Origin of the sequence: Alteromonas australica (genome assembly GCF_000730385.1) — a bacterium.
Lineage (GTDB): Bacteria > Pseudomonadota > Gammaproteobacteria > Enterobacterales > Alteromonadaceae > Alteromonas > Alteromonas australica.
On record NZ_CP008849.1, the window covers coordinates 2185812 to 2205301 of the forward strand.

The window sequence follows — 19490 nt, forward strand, 5'->3', positions numbered from 1 at the left end:
AAGTATCATCAATGTTATTAAGTATGTAAAATTGAATTTAATGTCTCATTGATAACTTATATTTATTAATCATGAACGTTTCATATCGCCAGTTAAAAGCGTTTATCCACGTGGCGCAATCCGCTACGTTTGCAGACGCGGCCACCAAGCTTCATATCACTCAGCCTGCGTTGTCGTCATCTATCCAAAAACTGGAAGGCCAGTTAGGTGGGCGACTATTCACGCGCAGCACACGACGGGTGGAATTAACCAAAGAAGGCGAAGCGCTCCTTCCTAATGCCATAAGAATCATGCGGGACTGGGAGGAAACCTTCTCTGACATTCAAAACCTCTTTGCCATGGCAAAAGGACAGTTAACGCTTGCCGCCATGCCGTCTTTTGCTGAGAGTCACTTGCCTCTGTTATTAGCGCAATACCACGCCATTGCGCCGAATATTAATCTACGCATTTTGGATGTGGTTATGGAGCAAGTGATTCGAGAAGTCTCTCAAGGCCGCGCTGAACTGGGGTTTACTTTTGAACCGGTGAGAACCGAAGGGCTTAAATTTAGTCCATTGTTCGACGATGAGTTTTTGTTAGTGCTAAGTGCCAATCACCCATTAAATACAGCAAAGCAGATATCTTGGCACCAATGTCTCGATTATCCCTTCGTCATGATGAATAGAGGCTCGGCGGTAAGACATTGGACCGAACAACATCTTGCTCTTTTTGGCGAACCAACTATTGTGGCTGAAACAGGTCAATTGGCCACGTTGGGTAATTTGATTAAACAGGAATTGGGCATCGCCGTCATGCCTAATTTATGTAAAAACCATATGGAGAATATTGGGTTGCGAACTATAAAGCTAAGTACGCAACCCTTGGTAAAATCGGTAGGTATGATTGCAAAATCTCACGGCGATTTGTCGGTAGCCGCGCAACGCCTTTGGACCCAAGTGGCAATGCATTACGGTGAAAACGCAGAGTAAGGGTAAGGGCTGGGCGATGGCGTTTACGGTTTTCTCCATCTCGCTTTGAGCCCGCGCGTATCAATGTGAATAAACGGGCCGCGATGAGGTTTTGGCCCGTAAATGCCCAAGCCGCCAATCAGCCCCTTATATTCACTGCGTTTATTAAGTTCGGCAATCACACTGGCCATAACATCAGCATCACCTATGTTAACAGCACCATCATTGTTTAAGTCATCCATACGATAATTGCCATCATTATCAACGAAAATATCTGCTGCATCACCATAGACGTGGCGACTGAACTTTACATTGCCAATCGCTCGATTGTACTGAGGCGTACGATACCCACTCATAATAACCATGTTCTGAACCGGAATATCGTTCATGTTCATTTCACGCCTAAGCATTTCAAGCTTCAGCAATAAAGGCGCTCGAAGATACACGAATTTTGGATAACCAGAACGCTGCTTGCTGGTAAATTCTTTCAACTTAAAATGCGGTGACAATCGTTTTTCCTGATTTGCCTTCGTGACCTCAATAAAACCATTAGGCTCTACGTACATGTTTTTGTCTGTGACTTCACTTTCATCAGGGTAGGGACCAATATGGTAATACTTCAAGCGGCCGCCTTGTACTTCTTCGGCGGGGATCATGACAAACACATTCAATGTCATGCTGACATCGCCGTCTTGGCTTTTAATGGTTAACTGCTGCTCACCGGGTTCATCTGCCGCTCTCCAATGCCAAGTGAGATCTTCAGACTTTTGAACTTTCGCACCATTTTCGTAAAGTTCATAGCGTTTGTCGGGCTGAGGATAAATAATCTCTAATTCTGTCACTTCCTCAGGAAGTACAAACAACGAAAACACATTGTAAGGTACAACAACGTTATTAATTTTAAGGCTAAATTCCGCATCTACGAGGGCGTCTTGGTTATCAATAATTACGGGCTCATGAGGTGGCACCTTTTGCAGCGCGGCCTTAGTTTGCATATTGTGTGCTTGGCAAGCACTCATCATGGTCACGCTAGATAACACCCATAATGTTACCAGCGTGATTGTTTTCATAGTCACCTTTGTCAGCATCAAAAACTCCTGCCTTTTTATAAAGAAGCTAATTGAGATAACGATTGCGTGTCTCGCGCATCACGTCGATAAATATCATTTCTGAAATTAATTCTGCCATTTTCATCTGCCCAAGCGGTCCAATACACTAAATGAATGGGTAGGGGTTCCCTAAGATGAAATGTTTTTGATTCACGTAGATCTCTGGCCGATATTACGTTGTCCATTAAACTCTCTACGCCTTGTTCTTCTGCAATTAGCTTTGCTAAAGAAAATGGGTCTTCTAGACGAATACAACCGTGAGACGCTGCACGTACAGGTTCGTTAAACCACTGTTGATAAGGCGTATCGTGCACATACACCGCATGTGGGTTAGGGAACAGGTATTTCACTTTTCCCAATGGATTTTTATCGTGAGGTAGTTTCACCAGGAAATGGTCAAATTGATAGGGCTTTACGCTGGCCCAAGCAATGGTACTAGGGTCAACCAATTCATCGTCGATGAAGCTATTTTTACGAATGACGATGTTATTTTTTTCAAGGTAATCAGGATCTTCAGCCACTTTTGGTGCAATTTCTCGCGTAGCGATAGAAAGCGGGATTCGCCACTCTGGATTAACCACAAATTTTTCAATTTCATCGCTAAACGAAGGCGTGGCCCAACTTGGCTTACCAACAACCACATCTTTTTTCGCCTTAACCTGACCATCGTTGATATAACGCAAACGAAATTCTGGAATATTCACGAGCACATACGCATCTTCATCGTTTGCCTCAAACGCGGTTAGACGCGCAATGTTTAATGCCAGTTGTTGCTTTTTTTGTTCTGCGGTTATATTCAATGCGGCAAGCGTATTTTTGCCCACTACGCCATCAACATCTAGTCCGTGGCGTTGTTGAAAGTCTTTCACTGCGTCTTCAATTAATTCATCAAAAGTACAGTGGCGAAGGCTAGGTGATAGAACGGAACGGTCATCGCATAAAGTGTGAAGCGCAGGATACTCCTTAGCAAGGCGAGTGATAAGTAACGACACCGCTTGTGAGGTGTCACCTTTACGCAGTGCGCCTTCTGCCAATAGTTCACCGGCGTCTAATGACTTCCAACCACCTTGCTCTATTATCGTTTCATAATAGGCTTGCGCCTCTTGCATACGTGCTACACGACTATCTAATGAAGAAAATTGCTCAGTTGGTTCAGTGTTTTGATGCCATGGTGTGGTTACTGGTGCTGCAACGCCTACAAGCGGCGCCCATAATGCCGCAAGTGCAATAAAGGACTTGCCCAATGATCGTTTAACCAACACCCTAGCGCGTCGCGTAGACACCGATTTGTGCTTTGGCGTTGAGGTTACATTTTTGTCGCTTTGCTTTGAAAAAGGTTTAATAGCCAATTTACGCTGCTTGATATCCATTTAACTGTTCCCTTGATTAACTGATCCTTCGAAAATCTGTTCAATCTGGAACTCGCAAAACCAATGCCAATAGACCAGCAGCCGCTAAGCTTCTGATTGCAAAAGAGTATATTTAATAGCCAATAAAAAAGGCCTAACGTCGTTAGGCCTTTATGTGTAGGATTGAGGAATAGGTGGTAAATATTTTATGGGAAAAGAGGAGAGACGAAGAGGTAACTTTTACAATTACCACTTCTTCTTTGGTGCAAATAATTCGTCTAGCTCGTCGCGCTCTTCTTCTTGACGTTTCGCACGATCTTGCGCATTCACACTTTTCAGGTTGCTTTGAATTTCGTTTAACCATTCCGTTAGGTTGGCTAACCGAGAATGGGCGTATTCATCTTTTTGATTCTGATTTTCTAGCGCAGCTTTGGCTTTTTCATAATATTGGCGTGCTGAACCTAGCATATTCGTTTGGTGTGCAGCCCGACCTCGTTTAATCAGTGTTTCTACATTCACTTTAATCTGTAGACGCTCTAACTGCTTTTCTTCATCAATAAACGTTTTAGAATCCACTTTGCCTTTACTATGTTCCGAGCGAAGGAGAATACGTAGTTTCTTGACCGCCTGAATATACTGGATAATTAATTTGTCATTATCAGGCAAAACGAAATCGCTCGTCGCGGCGCCATCACTGCCACTGCTTGTGCGTTGTTCAGCGTCATTAATCCGTTGTTTAATCTCAGGGGTACTATTGTGCTCATTAATCACTTTAAGCGCATTTAGCACGCGATTATGCAAGACTTCCATCAAACGAGGTGAGGTAGGAATATTCACACAGGCCATAATGACATTCTCTGTCTCATCGATAATTGCTTTTTGTTTGGACACCTCAGCACGGCGTTCTGATTCAATTTTTGCGCGATGCTGTTGTACCGCATTAATAAATATGGCCGCAATTAAAAGTACAACAATCAGAATTATTATTATCACGTACATTCGTGTAGTTCCATTTAAGTCATTATGTATTGCTATCGTTCGATAGTTATAACGTGTTTTCTATTCTATCGGCTAATGTTACGGTATTTTTACCTCAAAAACACTTCCACCTAGATCACCGCCGTTGGAAAGCGATATTTCACCACTATTTTCACCCTGTGAATGCGCGGCTGCAATTAAACGCGCAAAGAATAATCCTAAGCCCGTACGCCCTTGACTAAGTTGAAACTCAGACAAAGATTCGTGACTCTTTTCAAGCATGGATGGGGGATAACCCGCACCGTCATCTTCTACTTTAATGTTGAGGTGTGCGTTTTGCACTGAAGCCGAAATGATAATCTTCGAAGTTCCGTAACGAAGGGCATTGACTAATACATCGTTAATTAGCAAATAAATAAGTTCACTGTCTAAATACCAGCTTAGTTCGGAATCCACCTGAATGGTAATGCCAATTTTCTTTTGCTCTACGTACAGGCGGTTAGACCCCACCACATCATCTATTAGATCGGCGATGAAGCACTCATCCACAGTAATGGGTAAGCTTTCTAACTCTGAACGATATAACGACAATATTTGAACTAAGTTAGTATTTAACCGTGAGGCTTCGTAATGCACATTAGCGACTTGCTCTCGCGCTTCAACATTGTCAGAAGGCAATTCTCCCGCCAGGTTTTCAATGGACTGAATAAGTAAAAACAAAGAGTTTTTCATATCATGAACAGCAGCCGCTAATACGGATGAAAAGTCTATGGGAGAGGATAGCTGCTTATTATCAGTCATTTTTTTAACCTTATATTTTCTTCAACATAGTGACGCTACGCCACACTACATGCCGCTTATCGGCCAGAAAATAAAATACTCGGTAAGTTACAAGTGGTTAGTATCACTTATTTCGCTGTAAAATGCCTACCTTTTTCGCAGTCAAAACTGCTTTTTGTAATAGTGTATAGCAATAAATAGTAGTTTTGGTTATAAGGATAGCGTTATAGTAGTAGTACAACAATGACGAGTGGTGTTCACAATGAAATTACAACAGTTACGGTACATCGTAGAAGTACTAAACAATAATTTGAACGTATCTGCAACCGCAGAAAGTTTATTTACCTCGCAGCCGGGCATCAGCAAACAAGTGCGCATGCTGGAAGACGAGTTAGGCGTTCAGATTTTTGGCCGTAGCGGTAAGCACCTCACCCACGTAACCGATGCAGGGCATGATGTTATTAATATTTCTCGCGAAATTTTAGCCAAGGTAGAAAGCATCAAAGCCGTTGCCCGTGAACACACCTTACCCGATCAGGGTAAACTCAACATTGCAACTACCCATACCCAGGCTCGCTATGCATTGCCTGATGTTATTCAAGGGTTCATGTCAAAGTATCCCAAAGTTTCCTTACACATGCATCAAGGCACACCGTCTCAAATTAGTGACTTAGCGGCCAAAGGTGAAGCTGACTTTGCCATTGCCACTGAAGCTTTGCACTTATATAACGACCTGGTCATGTTGCCTTGCTACCACTGGAATAGAAGTGTCATCGTAAACAAAGATCACCCTTTGTCGAAAAAGGGCACTATCGACATTAGCGATATTGCCAAGTACCCCCTTGTGACTTATGTTTTCGGTTTTACTGGCCGTTCAGAGTTAGACCAAGCATTTGAGCGCGCTAACCTTACCCCTAAAATCGTATTTACCGCCACCGACGCTGACGTAATCAAAACGTACGTAAGATTGGGCGTGGGAATTGGTGTGATAGCGTCTATGGCAGTCAGTGAAGAGCTAGACGACGATTTAGTGAAAATTGATGCCAGCCATTTGTTTGATTACAGCACGACCAAAATCGGGTTCAGAAAAGGGTCGTTTCTACGCAGTTACATGTATGACTTTATTGAGCGCTTCGCACCTCATTTAACTAAAGATAAGGTGGAAAAAGCCATGATGCTTAAAAACAATGATGAAGTAGAGAAAATGTTTAAAGGCGTTACCTTGCCAGTGAAATAAGGCGAACGCTGTCACCAGTGCATTTAATATTACACACCAAGGTGTTCCATTAAATGTACTGGTCGATATAGACGCCCGTTAACACTCAATAATGTTGACTGCTAAACCGCCTCGTGCGGTTTCTTTGTATTTGGTTTTCATGTCGTTGCCCGTGTCACGCATGGTTTTAATTACCTTATCTAACGACACTTTGTGTTCACCGCTGCCTCTTAAGGCGAGTCTAGACGCATTTATTGCTTTAATTGCGCCCATCGCGTTACGCTCTATACAAGGCACTTGAACCAAGCCTCCCACGGGATCACAGGTCAGTCCAAGGTTATGCTCCATGCCTATTTCTGCGGCATTCTCAACCGCCGACACCGTGCCCCCCATAATTTCAGCGAGCGCGCCAGCAGCCATAGAACAGGCCACACCAACTTCACCCTGACAGCCCACTTCAGCACCAGAAATTGATGCATTTTCCTTGTATAAAATGCCTATTGCACCCGCCGTGAGTAAAAACCGACTTGCCAGTTCTTCATCAACAGGGCGAATAAATTTATCAACGTATTGCAACACAGCCGGCAAGATACCCGCAGCGCCATTAGTAGGTGCTGTGACCACTCGGCCACCCGCCGCATTTTCTTCATTTACCGCTAGGGCAAATAAATTTACCCAATCCATGGTTTGCATAGGATCGCTAGTGTGTTCCGTTTGCAAACGTCGATAAAGCGCAGGGGCTCTGCGCACGACTTTAAGTCCACCCGGTAATATGCCTTCCGTTTCGATACCACGTTGAATACAGGCTTTCATGGTTAGCCATATATGGTGCAGTTTTTGTTTTACTTCATGACGAGGTCGAAACGTAGTTTCATTGGCCAGCATCAGCGCGCTAATACTCAATCCATTGTTTTTACATTGAACGAGCAAGTCTGCCGCGCTTTTAAAGGGGAAGGGCACCTTTGACTGTGTCTCTGCCGCCAACGTCTTGGTTTCATCAAAGTCTTCATCTTTAATGATAAAACCGCCGCCAATACTGTAGTAAGTTTGTTCTGCCACTATCTGTTCGCCACAATAGGCATATAGCGTTAATGCGTTTGCATGCTTTGGTAATGTTTTACGACGATGAAATACAATGGCATTTTTATTGGGGAACGATATAGCATGCGATCCATTTAGCGCTAAGCGCTGTGTGGTATGTACCTCTTCTAATAGAGGGTCTATTTTATCGACATCAATAAGGTCGGGAAGTTCGCCGCATAAACCTAGAATAACCGCTTTGCCGGTTCCATGGCCCACGCCGGTTTGCCCAAGGGAACCGAACAATTCCACGGTAACTTTATCAATGGCGTTAAATTGGGCTTCATCATTAGATAATGTTTTCACGAAATCAGCAGCGGCGCGCATGGGTCCAACAGTGTGTGAACTCGAAGGCCCTATACCTATACTGAACATATCAAAAACACTAATCATTATAACAAACCTCAACGATGACTTAGACTTAAGATCATGCATGTATAGTAAGGATAGTACAATACAGAAAAGCTAATCAGATGATTAGAAATGCTAATGAGGTGTAAAGAAATATTTAAGGGTGGATATGATGTGACAAGTTCCGCAGTATGGCCGCGGTAACACCCCAAATCATTTTATCTTGCCAAGGTATAAAATAAATAGGAAAAGGGCGTTTGTCGCGATGAGTGGTATGAACCAGATGATTGCGCCTGTCTAATAAGTGGGCGAGGGGAACTTCAAAAGCACTTTCTACTTCATTGGCATCTAACTGTGGTTGAAAGTTCGGGTCGACAAAACCAATGACAGGGGCAACTTTATATCTGCTCACCGTTCTGTAGGAAGGCAATAAACCTATGACTTCCACATTTTGTCGCGGTAACCCTATCTCTTCATTCGCTTCCCTCATTGCCGCTTCGACTACAGTTTCGTCGCTCTCTTCAACTGCGCCGCCAGGAAAACTAATTTGTCCAGGATGATGTCGTAAATGATGCGCGCGTTCGGTTAGCAAAACATGCAATTTATCGCCGTAATCTAACAACGGAATAAGCACCGCCGCCGGACGAGCTTCAGCTTTAAGTGGGTAATCCGGCTCTCTTCGCGTTAACCGTAAATGATGAAATTGGTGTAAAAATTCAGTCCTTGTCACTATTGCTCCCAAACTGTGACGATAACACAGGGAGGATTTTTGAAACCTTATCTAATGTTTCCTGAAACTCATCCTCGGGCACAGAATCAAGAACTATCCCGCCGCCTGCCCAACAGTGTATTTGTTCTTTTTCGGCAAGTAAGGTTCGAATACAAATGCTTGAATCGAGATCCTCTCTAAATCCCATATAGAACATACTGCCACAATATATGTTTCTGCGGTGTATTTCTAGCTCATCAATGACTTCCATCGCGCGAATTTTCGGCGCTCCAGTAATAGAACCACCCGGAAACGCCGAGGCAAGTAACTTAAGAGGACTAACGTTATCATGGAGTACCCCTGTTACCGTGCTTACCAAATGATGCACGGCTTCATAGCTTTCTAGGGCAAAAAGCGAGGGCACAGTGACACTATGCGGTACGCAGTGCTTGGAAATATCATTGCGCAGTAAATCCACAATCATTAAATTTTCCGCCCGATCTTTTTCCGCCGTTAACAATGAGGACGCGCTTGCAGCATCTTCTTCTTTATCGGCAAAGCGTGGGCGCGTACCCTTTATGGGTTTGGTTTCAACGATTTTATTGACGACCTTTAAAAATCGTTCCGGGGAAATACTGGCGATACTGCTATTAGCAAGTTTCATATATGCCGAGAAAGGCGCTTGATTTGCCACCCTTAATGCCTCGTACGCTTGCCAAACAGAGCCGCTAAAGCCAGCCGTAAAACGCTGCGCAAAATTGACTTGATAGCAATCGCCGGCTTTTAAATAGTCATGTATCTTTTCGATGCACCTAATATAGGTTTCTTTGGATAAATTCGATTGCCAATCACTGGTAAGACGAAACCCTTGGTTATCGGCTTTCGGTACGCTATCGAAGGTTCGCAGATTCGGGATTGTGGTGCCATCTGCGCTACAGTAATACATTTTACCTGTTAGGTTGTCTTCAATTAATGAGTATAAATAAAGCCCAGCGGCGAAATCTTCTGTCTGGTAGTGGCTTTCAGCGTATGAAGGTAAAGCTTCGTAATAGCGTCCTGTGTCGTAACCAGCCATTCCAGCAACACCAATCATAAACGGCAACACGTTTGCAATATCAGGCGCTGATGGCGCTATCGATAGGTGTTTAACCATACTATGAAGGAAGTGCTCGGCTGCCTCAAAAGGCGGGGAGTCTATTTCTTCTTTCTTGTTTGTTAATAGGCAATGCGTGCGCGTTTGCCCTTGATATGCTGTTACCGTGCGAACAGGTTGCCACAGCATAATACTGAATCGACCATCGCTTTTTGTTGAATCACAATTATCGAACAAGATAGCCCAAGGATCGTTTGCATGTGGCGCAAATATATCCACTAAGCGTCTATTATGGGTGTCGTTGTATTCAGTTATGGTTATTGACGAGAGAGGTAACACGGACATGAAAATCTAAACTCTGCGCTAGGTAATGATAATAATAGTTAGAATACCCACCAAGGGTGTTGCTAATGCGCCCGAATCATCGCCAACTAAGGCTGTTTTCGTGGTGCGATTGTTTTAGATGCGCTAGTATACGCTTTTTTACCAAGCCAAGACCACGAAAGCTCAATAAAAAGAGGATGCCATGACCGTTATCCGTCAACAAGACTTCATAGATAGCATTGAAGATTCCCTGCAATTTATATCCTACTATCATCCGCTCGATTACGTAAAAGCAGTAGAAGAAGCTTATAACAGAGAGCAAAGCCAAGCTGCAAAAGATGCCATGGCGCAAATTCTCATAAACTCCAGAATGTCTGCTGAAGGTAAACGCCCGCTCTGTCAAGATACGGGTATTGTGACCTGCTTTGTTAAAATAGGCATGGGTGTAACCTGGGACAAAACCGACATGACGGTACAGGAGATGGTTGATGAAGGTACACGTCGTGCCTACCTGAACCCTGATAACCCATTACGCGCATCCATTGTTGCCGATCCTGCTGGCGCAAGAAAGAACACGAAAGATAACACGCCTTCTGTGGTGCATATTGATATGGTACCAGGGGAAAAAATTGAAGTCATGATCGCTGCGAAAGGTGGCGGTTCTGAAAACAAATCAAAAATGGTAATGCTAAACCCCAGTGATGATATTGCTGATTGGGTGGTTAAAACCTTACCGACTATGGGCGCTGGCTGGTGTCCACCGGGCATGCTAGGCATCGGCATTGGCGGTACTGCAGAGAAAGCCGCAGTACTTGCAAAAGAAAGCCTTATGGATCCGGTTGATATTCAAGAACTCATAGAGCGTGGCCCAGAAACCACCGATGAAAAGCTTCGTCTTGAAATTTTCGACCGTGTTAACCGTTTAGGTATTGGCGCACAAGGCTTAGGTGGGTTAACTACCGTGGTAGATGTTAAGATTAAATCACTGCCTACCCATGCTGCGTCTAAGCCAGTGGCAATGATCCCTAACTGTGCCGCCACCCGTCACGCTCACTTCTATCTTGATGGCTCAGGCCCTGCGGAACTTACGCCGCCAAAATTAGAAGATTGGCCAGAGGTCACATGGGAAGTGAGCGAAAACACCCGCCGCGTTAATCTTGATGATGTCACGAAAGAAGATATACAAGACTGGAAAGTCGGTGAAACCGTGCTTCTGTCAGGCAAGATGCTTACCGGTCGAGATGCTGCACACAAGAGAATCCAAACCATGATGGAAAATGGCGAAGGCTTACCCGAAGGTGTGGATTTAACCAATAGGTTCATCTACTACGTAGGACCCGTCGATGCAGTTGGCGACGAAGTCGTCGGCCCAGCAGGCCCGACTACGGCAACGCGCATGGATAAATTCACCGACCTTATGCTAGAAAAAACCGGCCTTATCGGCATGATTGGGAAGGCTGAACGTGGCCCAGCAACAGTAGATTCTATTGCCAAGCACCAAGCCGTTTATCTGATGGCGGTAGGTGGCGCAGCTTATCTTGTATCTAAAGCTATTAAGAAATCTCGTGTGGTCGCGTTTGAAGATTTAGGTATGGAGGCTATCTATGAGTTTGAGGTAGAAGATATGCCTGTTACCGTAGCCGTAGACAGTACCGGGGCAAACGCCCACAAAAATGGTCCAGCCATTTGGAAAGCGAAAATAGAAGATTTAGATAGCACATTGTCGAAATAGGCTAGAATCTCGCTTTTTTTTAAAAACAGGTGCCATTGGCGCCTGTTTTTGTTTATAGTGCTGTATAAAATAACAGTGCTCGTATTCATATGACTTTTGACGTTTCTAACCCCGTTTATCTTCTTTTCCCATTATTTCTTGTTCTCATCATAATGATCTGGGCGTTTTCAAAGCAGCGTTTAAAAACAATACAACAGCAGCTTGACGCCGCTAATGCATTGATTGAACAACACCAACACCATCAGACAACGCTTCAGAAAGAACTTGGCTCCCTCAGTGAAAAAGCGCGTCATTACGATATCGTGTTAGAAGAGAAGCGCGAGCTTTCTAATGCGTATAACAACTTACAGTCAAACTTTATGAAAGTTCAGTCGCAAAATGAAGCGCAAAAAGCGCGATTAGATGCTCTTATGCAAAGCCATGAAGAAAAATTGGCGCTAATGAGCAGTGCTGAACAACGTTTACAGTCGCAATTTGAAAATTTGGCTAATCGCATTTTCGACGAAAAAAATGCCCGCTACCATCAGCAAAGTAAGCAAGATATTGAAGCACTACTTGCCCCATTTAAAACCCAATTAGATAGCTTTAAACAACAAGTTACCGAGCAACACATCCGAGAAGGTCAAGAAAGGGCTTCCTTAAAAACCGAAATTCTTGGGCTAAAAGAACTGAATCAAAAAATCACTCAAGAAGCAGCTGCACTCACTAACGCGTTAAAAGGGGATAACAAAACCCAAGGAAATTGGGGGGAAGTGATCCTAGAACGAATTCTAAAAGAGTCAGGGTTACGTGAAGGTCATGAATTTGAAACTCAAGTAGCAGCGCAAAGCGAACAGGGGCGTCGATTACAGCCTGACGTCGTGGTTCATTTACCCAATGATAAAGACGTTATCATTGATGCGAAAGTGAGCTTAGCCAGCTATGAGCGTTATTTTAATGAAAGCGATGAAAACGTGAGAAAGCAACATTTGCTTGGCCACGTAAACTCGATTAAAGGTCACATTAAGGGGTTAGGGGCAAAAGATTATCAAGCGATTTCAAGTTTAAGAACACTGGACTATGTCTTGCTTTTTATCCCCATTGAGTCGGCATTTTTACTGGCAATTGAAGAAGAGCCTAGTCTAGTGTCTTTGGCATTAGATAATAATATTATGCTGGTTAGCCCAACAAATTTACTGGTTGCGCTAAGAACCATCAATAATATATGGCAGTACGAATACCAAAATCAAAATGCTCAGCATATTGCGGAACAAGCCGCCAAACTTTACGATAAATTCGTGGGCTTTGTAACCGATATGGAAAGAGTGGGGAAATCGCTAGATACAGCACAAAGCCATTACGACCTTGCCGTTAATAAACTCTCTCAAGGGCGGGGAAACCTACTGCGCCAAATTGAAAAATTCAGAGAAATGGGCGTTCAGCCTAGCAAAAAACTGTCGAATACTGGCTTAAAAATTCAGGAAAACGATGAAGAATAAGCCACTATCTGGTTTCTTCCACTTCGCTTAGCTTGATATAAAGCATCATCGGCATGGGACAGCAGTTGATCAATACTTTTGGTGTGGGTTGCCGTCTCACAGCCAATACTTAACGTTATCGGATTCGCGCCCTCGCGCCATACCGCTTTTGAAAAGTGATCACATATTGCTTCTGCTCGACGCAGGGCTGTGTCGTGGGTGGTATTGGTGAGTATAACGATAAACTCTTCCCCGCCAAAACGCGCACAATAGTCAGTTTCACGGACTAATTCAGACAAAGTTTGCGCTACAAATGTGAGGGCGTAATCACCAGCCTCATGTCCGAACTCATCGTTAATCTGTTTGAAATGATCAATATCTATCATTAACACACTGAAGTTGTTGTCTTTATGGACATCACTTTGGTTGTGCTGTAGGACACCTTTGGTTAGACGTAAATGGCGTTCCCGCTTAGTCGCCGAATGGTTATCACTGGAAAGTTTTAACCAGAGTGACACAAGCGTTTTGGAAATGGCGCGCCGATTTAGTAAACCCGTGAGTTGATCGTGTTCGGCTAAAAACTTCATTTTAAGCACTAACCGCATTACCGCAGCCGCCATGGCGGTAACATTGATTAGCAAAACTAAACCTATTCCGAACCACAGGGCTATATCCATGTTGAGCGATAAAGGCCATATACTTTCTGCAGTACTGAATATTAAAGATGAATAAGAGACGCCAGCAATGGCTAACACACCAATGAATAGCCCATCGGGTATACTTAACATTAACGCCGATAATGTATTAAATTCGCGCTTTAGCGCCGCATACTTAATAACAGTGCCGTTAAAGAAAATGGCCGCCGTCATGTAACATATTATGGCGAGGGATAAAGGCATCGCCATGGCGTTCATGAAAGGCAGTGCCGATGAAATACACACCAATGCAATGACCAAAGTTAAGCCAACCAACGACAAATGGCGTTTAAAAAGTATGCGGACACCACTTTGGTAAAGCAGTGCAAAGAGGAACAAACTTAAATGACTTAATAAACCACTGTGACTGAAAGCACCAATGGATGTGTTTTGATAGGCTATGATATAAAGAAACAGCGTCGCGTTTGCAATAGCAAAACGTTTACTAGCGTATCGGTACAAACGGAGAGGTTGCACCATTAGTAGCCAGGTACAGGTGGCCACAGCAGACAATAAGGCAATGACGTTGAGTAAACTCACACTGGGTGAAGACAACACGTGTGTAATTGCAGTCATATTGGTTAAAAATCACTCCCTTGATACGTTTATTCCCGTTATTACAACAGGCTACCTTTTTTGTTAAACGAATTAATATTACATGTGATTAACAAAATGTCTATGCTGATAGCCCAAAAGAAGGTGTAAAGATGTGTGGTAGATTAAACGTCACTGACTGCGAAGGCGTACGGGCCTTAATGGAAGGGCTTCAAATTCGTTTATGGCCTGAAACCGGCCCCATCTTTTCTAGGATTATCACTGCCGCGAACACGGTATCTATTGTGTTCGAAAACGCTCATGGGCAGCGAGAAATGCATAATGCGTTGTGGTGGCTTTTGCTGGAACCACGGATAAGCAACGGCACTGTGGTAGATTTTAAACCTTCGAAGTACACGTCATTTAATACACGTTACGATAAACTTAACGTGAAACGAAGCGCTGGCTATCAATCATTTCGAAGCATGCGTTGCGTTATTCCTGCCGCAGGCTTTGGCGAAACCGAGGGGAAGGGAAGTCAGGCCAGGTATACGGACTTCACGGTTTTTGCACAAGACAAGCCTCCCCATGCAATGGCCATGGGCGGGTTATACCGAATTTGGCAATATAAAGGGCAAGATAATACAAACCATTACAAAGTAAGCTGCTCAGTAGTAACCTTACCTGCACACCCAAAAATGGAAAAATACCACAGTAAATCCAGCCCCTTAGTGTTATCACATAACGATGGCAGTATTGATACTTGGCTAGATAGTGGTTTAACAGATACCCGTGCATTAGCGTGGTTACTTAAACCTAAGCTACGACACTCACTTGTGGCTCACCCCATTGTAAGGCCCACGCAACCCGAGTCAGTGGGGGAAGATACCTTATTAATGGCTGATAACTAGCAGCAAGGCAAAAAGGTTAGGGTGAACCACACCACTAGCAGTAATAAAAAAGGCCGCGTCATTCATAAGCGGCCTTTTTAATGGTGCACTAGCGGCGTCTAATGATAGCGCCGCGTATGGCGTCTTCGAATAAACAATAGAGGAACAAGAAGCACCGATAACCAACTTATCGCGCCGCCACTCTTTTCTTCTACACGTATAGTGACCGTTTCCGATGTCGTGTCTATGCCGTCAGTTGCCGACACCTGTAACGACACCGATGTTGCGGTATCATAACTCGGTGCAGTGCCAGTTAAACTGGTTCTTTCAACACCATCAATAGACACAACAACATCATCACCATCGGCATCACTCGCCGTTACACTTACCGAGTAACTTTCGTTTTCTTTCACGCTTGAAGGGGCACTGATGGTAACCACAGGCGCATCCTGAATACCCGCTACAGCTATATTAACCGTAGCTTCCCCTATCACTTGCCCATCAAGGGGGTCGTCACCGCTCGTTGACGTTTCGGTGCTCACCGTATATTTGAAGCTATCTTCACCAAAAAAGTCAGCCGTGGGAGTATAGGTTATGGTGCCGTCACCGTTGGTGGTTGCTACTCCATTTTCAGGCGCGACTGAAATGGTGACAGAATCTATATCAAGCGCATCTTTATCAATGGTGATGGGCGTAAAGGTTCGATAATCACCTGATAAGGACGCCATTGTAAATGTATTGACGATAGTGTCGTCTGCTTCATTAGCGATGACATTTGCAGTAATGCTAGCATCTTCATTCACGCTGAAACTATCATCCATGTAATCGGCAACAGGTAACACTGTCCCTTCGAACGAAATGGACACCTCATCGCCTTCACTGTATGCAAGTACATATTCGCTACCTTCTGTCGGCAAGCTCCCCTGAGAACCGTCCTCGGAATAATAGGCTAGGGTTGCGCCTACAGTACCGAAGCTGTTTTCAGCCCCCACTACAACTGGGTCTACTGGCGTATCCATTGCACCGTAAACAAAGTGGAAGCTTTCATTAGAATAGTCATACCAAATTTGGAAGTTAAAACTGGTCCCTGGTTGGTCCCAAAGCTGCGCATTTGCCCACTCCACAACCAGGTAGCTACCGCCGCCAAGGATGGCCACGTACATGTCACCCGTACCATCGTCGTTCGCGTCAGTGCCGTCTAAATCTAAATCTGTCCAATAGGGCGCGAGAATATTGTTTGGATCGTCAGAGCCTGGCAATTGCTCCGCAAAGGGAGAAGACATATCTCCAGACTCAGCTCCCATGGCCATAAAACCATTTGAGGATAGTTGAATGGTTGTGTAACCCTCACCTAAATAACGTATTTCAGGCACCCCACTAAATACAATTGACGTATCATCACACAGTGAAGTACAGGACACGGGGGTGACCCCTAACGATGCCAAAGGAAGATAATCGCCTCCTGTTACCGCTGCTATTCCAGTATCCTCATTGAAGTTGATACTGGCGATATCTAACGAACCTTCCCAGGTGAGCACATTGGTTTGCGCATCAAAGGTCACCGTGTCTTGTGAGCCGTTTTTCATGGCCGTTATCGAGTCCGTGTTAACAGACAGCTTTTCGTCTATTTGCCCTGTAATACTGGTTACGCCAGTGACACCTTTATTATTTGCATAAATTGTAGTGGTGACATTATCTCCCGCTTCTACCGTGCTAACACTTACTTCGCTGTTCAGCAAAGAAGGTTCATCTGTACTCACAGAATAGATCGCCATTGGAATATAGTAATCCGTGGTAGCGTCATCACCGTCAGACCAATTTGCACCACCCAATAACCATTCACTGGAAGCAGCATTTGCCACATCAAGGGTTAATATCACTTCCTCAGACGACCCTGGTGCAAGCGTGGTCAAAGCAGGAGTGAGATACCCATCCGTACCATCATCGCTAAACAACAGGCTACCACTAAGCGTCACGGCGCTGTCAGTCGTATTCGTCAGGGTGATTGACAAGTCACAGGTAAGAAAGCATTCGGCCGACACCAAACTCAGTTCGCTGAAGGTGACTTCTACTGTGCTAGCCCGAGATAAATCGAGCCGTCCCGCCCCCATGTCGAAGTTGTCAGCTTGTGTAAGACCATCTTCTTTCAGTACGTCGCGAATAGAGGAAGTGACCAAGGCACTTTTTATTTGCTGTGCACTCCATTCAGGATGCATTTGTTTTAGCAATGCGGCGGCACCAGCAACATGGGGAGACGCCATGGAGGTACCGTTTTTAAACGAAAAGTTTTCACCAATATGATCCGGGGCATCTGGCGACTCACCGGAAAAAATACGCACACCAGGAGCCGCAATGTTTGGTTTCAAGAAACTCGGGTCGCCGTTAGGCCCGCGAGAACTAAAGTCACCCATAATATCCGCTAAACTATCGGAATAGGACGCAACCACCTCGTTGCCGATAGTCACAATAACATCCTCATCGGTGGCGCCAGCTAATTCAGCGAGCGCTAATCCCTGTGTGGCGGGCAGCATGAGTGAGGGAACTGTTTGCTCTGTACTTAGCCCGCCCATAATAATGGGCGCTTCACCGCGGCCCTCTTCGTTAAACACCAAAACCGCCAGTGCGCCCGCGGCCTCAGCGTTGGCAATTTTATCGACAAAGCCACACGTGCCTCGGCTAATTAAAGCAATGGCATTTTCAAAGGTAGAGTCATCTGCGTAAGCCGAACACCCTTCAATGTTAGCTTCATCAATTTCCCCCGCGTATATCACAGGTGCCGTTAAGGGGCTGGTAAATGTAATGGCAGCATTACCAACAGAATAGAGGGCTGGGATAGCGCCGATACTGGTATCGCCGTCAACCGTGACTTCGTTTGCAAACAAACGGTTGGTTGAGGTGGCAGCAACTGTTAAGACATCTTTTGAACACCCGGGACAACCTATTGTGGTGGCTTCGGGGCCTTCATTGCCGGCGGAAAATACCGTCACTACGCCTGCTTCGTCCATAGCAGCAAATATATCTTCATAAACGGAACCCACTGGGCTTGCGCCACCATCTCCGCCCCAGGAGTTATTGATGATGTCAGCGCCATCTTCTAGTGCTGCCTCAAGCATTTCCAATAACATGGAGGTCATGCCGCTTGAGGAGGTAGGGTCGTCAGGCGTCGCATACAAACCTTTATACACCATTAGGTAGGCGGCAGGTGCCACTCCTGATATTTCTGCGGTCGCTCCATCTCGTGATGCGGTAACGCCCGCATTGCCCACCGCCGTTCCCGCTACGTGGGTACCATGGCCATTATAACCAAGAGGGGAAAGATACTCGCCATCAACAATGTCAAAACCGTCTGGTATCGACGCATAACGTGCCACAATAAGCTTATTGTTACAGAAATCTGGCGTGTCTGAGCAATAGTCATCAGAGGGCAGGGTGGATGCGTCCGGTGCGTCAAAATCATCACCGCTAAAAAGCGCGTTTTCAGGCCGTATTCCACTGTCTATAATGGCGACGCGAATGCCTTTCCCTGCGTTTTCTGCGCCCCCCAACTGAGTCCATGTATCAATTGCGCCAATTAAATCCAAACTTGCGTCCATCTGTGCGCGGTGCATCACATCGGGGTAAATCGCCTTTACCTCTGGCAAACTCGCTAGGTTGTCTAACGCGTGTTTACTCACAATGCCAGACACACCATTAAAGGAAGCGGTAAAGGATTTATCGGCTTCAAAGGTAGGGTCAAAGTTGTGTATATCCTCAACCAGGCTTCGCTGCTTGTTCTTAAGTATTTTTTTGTAGCTTATGGCCGCGTTTGATGAGAAATCTACCTTTGCGCCTTGTTGGGCAGACGCGCTTCGTACGCTGGGGTTAACCCCACTAAACTGAGCTAAAGGTGAATCATGCAACTGCACAATAACTCTAACTTGATGGTCATTAACCTTAACGGCATTCGCAAGAATATTTTTTTTGTCGAAAGACGCTTCAATTGGATTGTTTTGCTCTAGCGTATGGCTTGCCATGATGTTCGATTTCACATCCTGAGCGGACAACATCGATGGCGTTGCAAATAGGGTAGAGGCAATGATGGTACTCAAGAGTTTCTTTTTCATACTAAGTCTCATAATGATTGTTCCCTGGAGCCCCGTTTTTTATTATTAAAATAACCCATTTACCTGCCAGCGCTTCAATAAAAAAGCAAGGGAATATAAACAGAGTTTCGTTCGAGGATTAATGCATTTCTAACACAGTTGAT

General features: G+C 44.8%; 14 protein-coding genes. 5 read left to right on the plus strand and 9 right to left on the minus strand.

Annotation, left to right across the window (positions count from 1 at the left end):
• Positions 1-71 precede the first annotated feature (71 nt).
• Entirely contained in the window at positions 72-968 is an 897-nt protein-coding gene (locus EP13_RS09625) for a LysR family transcriptional regulator (protein WP_044057105.1), read from the plus strand.
• A 23-nt stretch (positions 969-991) separates the two neighbouring features.
• Here the strand turns inward: EP13_RS09625 and EP13_RS09630 are convergent, their stop codons facing one another.
• The 4 genes from EP13_RS09630 to EP13_RS09645 form a co-directional block, all read right to left on the minus strand.
• A complete protein-coding gene (locus EP13_RS09630; protein ID WP_044058881.1) occupies positions 992-2017 on the minus strand; it encodes a D-Ala-D-Ala carboxypeptidase family metallohydrolase in 1026 nt (341 codons plus the stop codon).
• Positions 2018-2052: 35 nt separating this feature from the next.
• Positions 2053-3426 carry a L,D-transpeptidase family protein gene (locus EP13_RS09635; protein ID WP_052364353.1) on the minus strand — a complete coding sequence of 458 codons (1374 nt, stop codon included), beginning with the start codon at positions 3424-3426 and terminating at the stop codon, positions 2053-2055.
• A gap of 225 nt (positions 3427-3651) precedes the next feature.
• Positions 3652-4404, minus strand: coding sequence for a hypothetical protein (locus EP13_RS09640; RefSeq protein WP_044057106.1), 753 nt, complete (start codon positions 4402-4404; stop codon positions 3652-3654).
• 78 nt (positions 4405-4482) lie between these two features.
• The gene (locus tag EP13_RS09645; protein ID WP_044057107.1) at positions 4483-5184 is read right to left on the minus strand and encodes a sensor histidine kinase; all 702 of its coding nucleotides are present in this window, start codon (positions 5182-5184) and stop codon (positions 4483-4485) included.
• A 241-nt stretch (positions 5185-5425) separates the two neighbouring features.
• Between EP13_RS09645 and cysB the strand changes: the two genes are divergently transcribed.
• The gene (gene cysB / locus EP13_RS09650; protein WP_044057108.1) at positions 5426-6400 is read left to right on the plus strand and encodes an HTH-type transcriptional regulator CysB; all 975 of its coding nucleotides are present in this window, start codon (positions 5426-5428) and stop codon (positions 6398-6400) included.
• Positions 6401-6478: 78 nt separating this feature from the next.
• Here the strand turns inward: cysB and EP13_RS09655 are convergent, their stop codons facing one another.
• The 3 genes from EP13_RS09655 to pabB form a co-directional block, all read right to left on the minus strand.
• Positions 6479-7852, minus strand: a complete 1374-nt coding sequence (locus EP13_RS09655; RefSeq protein WP_044057109.1) for an L-serine ammonia-lyase — start codon at positions 7850-7852, stop codon at positions 6479-6481.
• A gap of 115 nt (positions 7853-7967) precedes the next feature.
• On the minus strand, positions 7968-8540 hold the full coding sequence (locus EP13_RS09660; RefSeq protein ID WP_044057110.1) for a CoA pyrophosphatase: 573 nt from the start codon (positions 8538-8540) through the stop codon (positions 7968-7970).
• Complete coding sequence (gene pabB / locus EP13_RS09665) at positions 8527-9957, minus strand: aminodeoxychorismate synthase component I (RefSeq protein ID WP_044057111.1); 1431 nt, start codon at positions 9955-9957, stop codon at positions 8527-8529. Before pabB ends, EP13_RS09660 begins: the two co-directional genes overlap by 14 nt.
• Before the next feature lie 181 nt (positions 9958-10138).
• Between pabB and EP13_RS09670 the strand changes: the two genes are divergently transcribed.
• Positions 10139-11668 (plus strand): fumarate hydratase, encoded by a 1530-nt coding sequence (locus tag EP13_RS09670; protein WP_044057112.1) that lies wholly within the window; start codon positions 10139-10141, stop codon positions 11666-11668.
• Between the two features lie 89 nt (positions 11669-11757).
• Entirely contained in the window at positions 11758-13146 is a 1389-nt protein-coding gene (gene rmuC, locus EP13_RS09675; RefSeq protein ID WP_044057113.1) for a DNA recombination protein RmuC, read from the plus strand.
• Here the strand turns inward: rmuC and EP13_RS09680 are convergent.
• The gene (locus EP13_RS09680) at positions 13125-14396 is read right to left on the minus strand and encodes a GGDEF domain-containing protein (RefSeq protein WP_044057114.1); all 1272 of its coding nucleotides are present in this window, start codon (positions 14394-14396) and stop codon (positions 13125-13127) included. The two genes, rmuC and EP13_RS09680, sit on opposite strands and share 22 nt — an antisense overlap.
• A 131-nt stretch (positions 14397-14527) precedes the next feature.
• On the opposite strand from EP13_RS09680, the gene EP13_RS09685 reads away from it, so the two are divergent.
• Positions 14528-15265: an SOS response-associated peptidase family protein gene (locus EP13_RS09685; protein ID WP_044057115.1), complete on the plus strand. Its 738-nt coding sequence runs from the start codon at positions 14528-14530 to the stop codon at positions 15263-15265.
• A 98-nt stretch (positions 15266-15363) separates the two neighbouring features.
• Here EP13_RS09685 and EP13_RS09690 read toward each other — a convergent pair whose 3' ends face one another.
• The gene (locus tag EP13_RS09690; RefSeq protein ID WP_044057116.1) at positions 15364-19347 is read right to left on the minus strand and encodes a S8 family serine peptidase; all 3984 of its coding nucleotides are present in this window, start codon (positions 19345-19347) and stop codon (positions 15364-15366) included.
• Positions 19348-19490 lie beyond the last annotated feature (143 nt).

Coding starts and splice junctions, on each gene's coding strand:
- EP13_RS09625 (WP_044057105.1), top strand. CDS start 72: ATGAACGTTTCATATCGCCAGTTAAAAGCGTTTATCCACGTGGCGCAA.
- EP13_RS09630 (WP_044058881.1), bottom strand. CDS start 2,017: ATGAAAACAATCACGCTGGTAACATTATGGGTGTTATCTAGCGTGACC.
- EP13_RS09635 (WP_052364353.1), bottom strand. CDS start 3,426: ATGGATATCAAGCAGCGTAAATTGGCTATTAAACCTTTTTCAAAGCAA.
- EP13_RS09640 (WP_044057106.1), bottom strand. CDS start 4,404: ATGTACGTGATAATAATAATTCTGATTGTTGTACTTTTAATTGCGGCC.
- EP13_RS09645 (WP_044057107.1), bottom strand. CDS start 5,184: ATGACTGATAATAAGCAGCTATCCTCTCCCATAGACTTTTCATCCGTA.
- cysB (WP_044057108.1), top strand. CDS start 5,426: ATGAAATTACAACAGTTACGGTACATCGTAGAAGTACTAAACAATAAT.
- EP13_RS09655 (WP_044057109.1), bottom strand. CDS start 7,852: ATGATTAGTGTTTTTGATATGTTCAGTATAGGTATAGGGCCTTCGAGT.
- pabB (WP_044057111.1), bottom strand. CDS start 9,957: ATGTCCGTGTTACCTCTCTCGTCAATAACCATAACTGAATACAACGAC.
- EP13_RS09670 (WP_044057112.1), top strand. CDS start 10,139: ATGACCGTTATCCGTCAACAAGACTTCATAGATAGCATTGAAGATTCC.
- rmuC (WP_044057113.1), top strand. CDS start 11,758: ATGACTTTTGACGTTTCTAACCCCGTTTATCTTCTTTTCCCATTATTT.
- EP13_RS09680 (WP_044057114.1), bottom strand. CDS start 14,396: ATGACTGCAATTACACACGTGTTGTCTTCACCCAGTGTGAGTTTACTC.
- EP13_RS09685 (WP_044057115.1), top strand. CDS start 14,528: ATGTGTGGTAGATTAAACGTCACTGACTGCGAAGGCGTACGGGCCTTA.
- EP13_RS09690 (WP_044057116.1), bottom strand. CDS start 19,347: ATGAAAAAGAAACTCTTGAGTACCATCATTGCCTCTACCCTATTTGCA.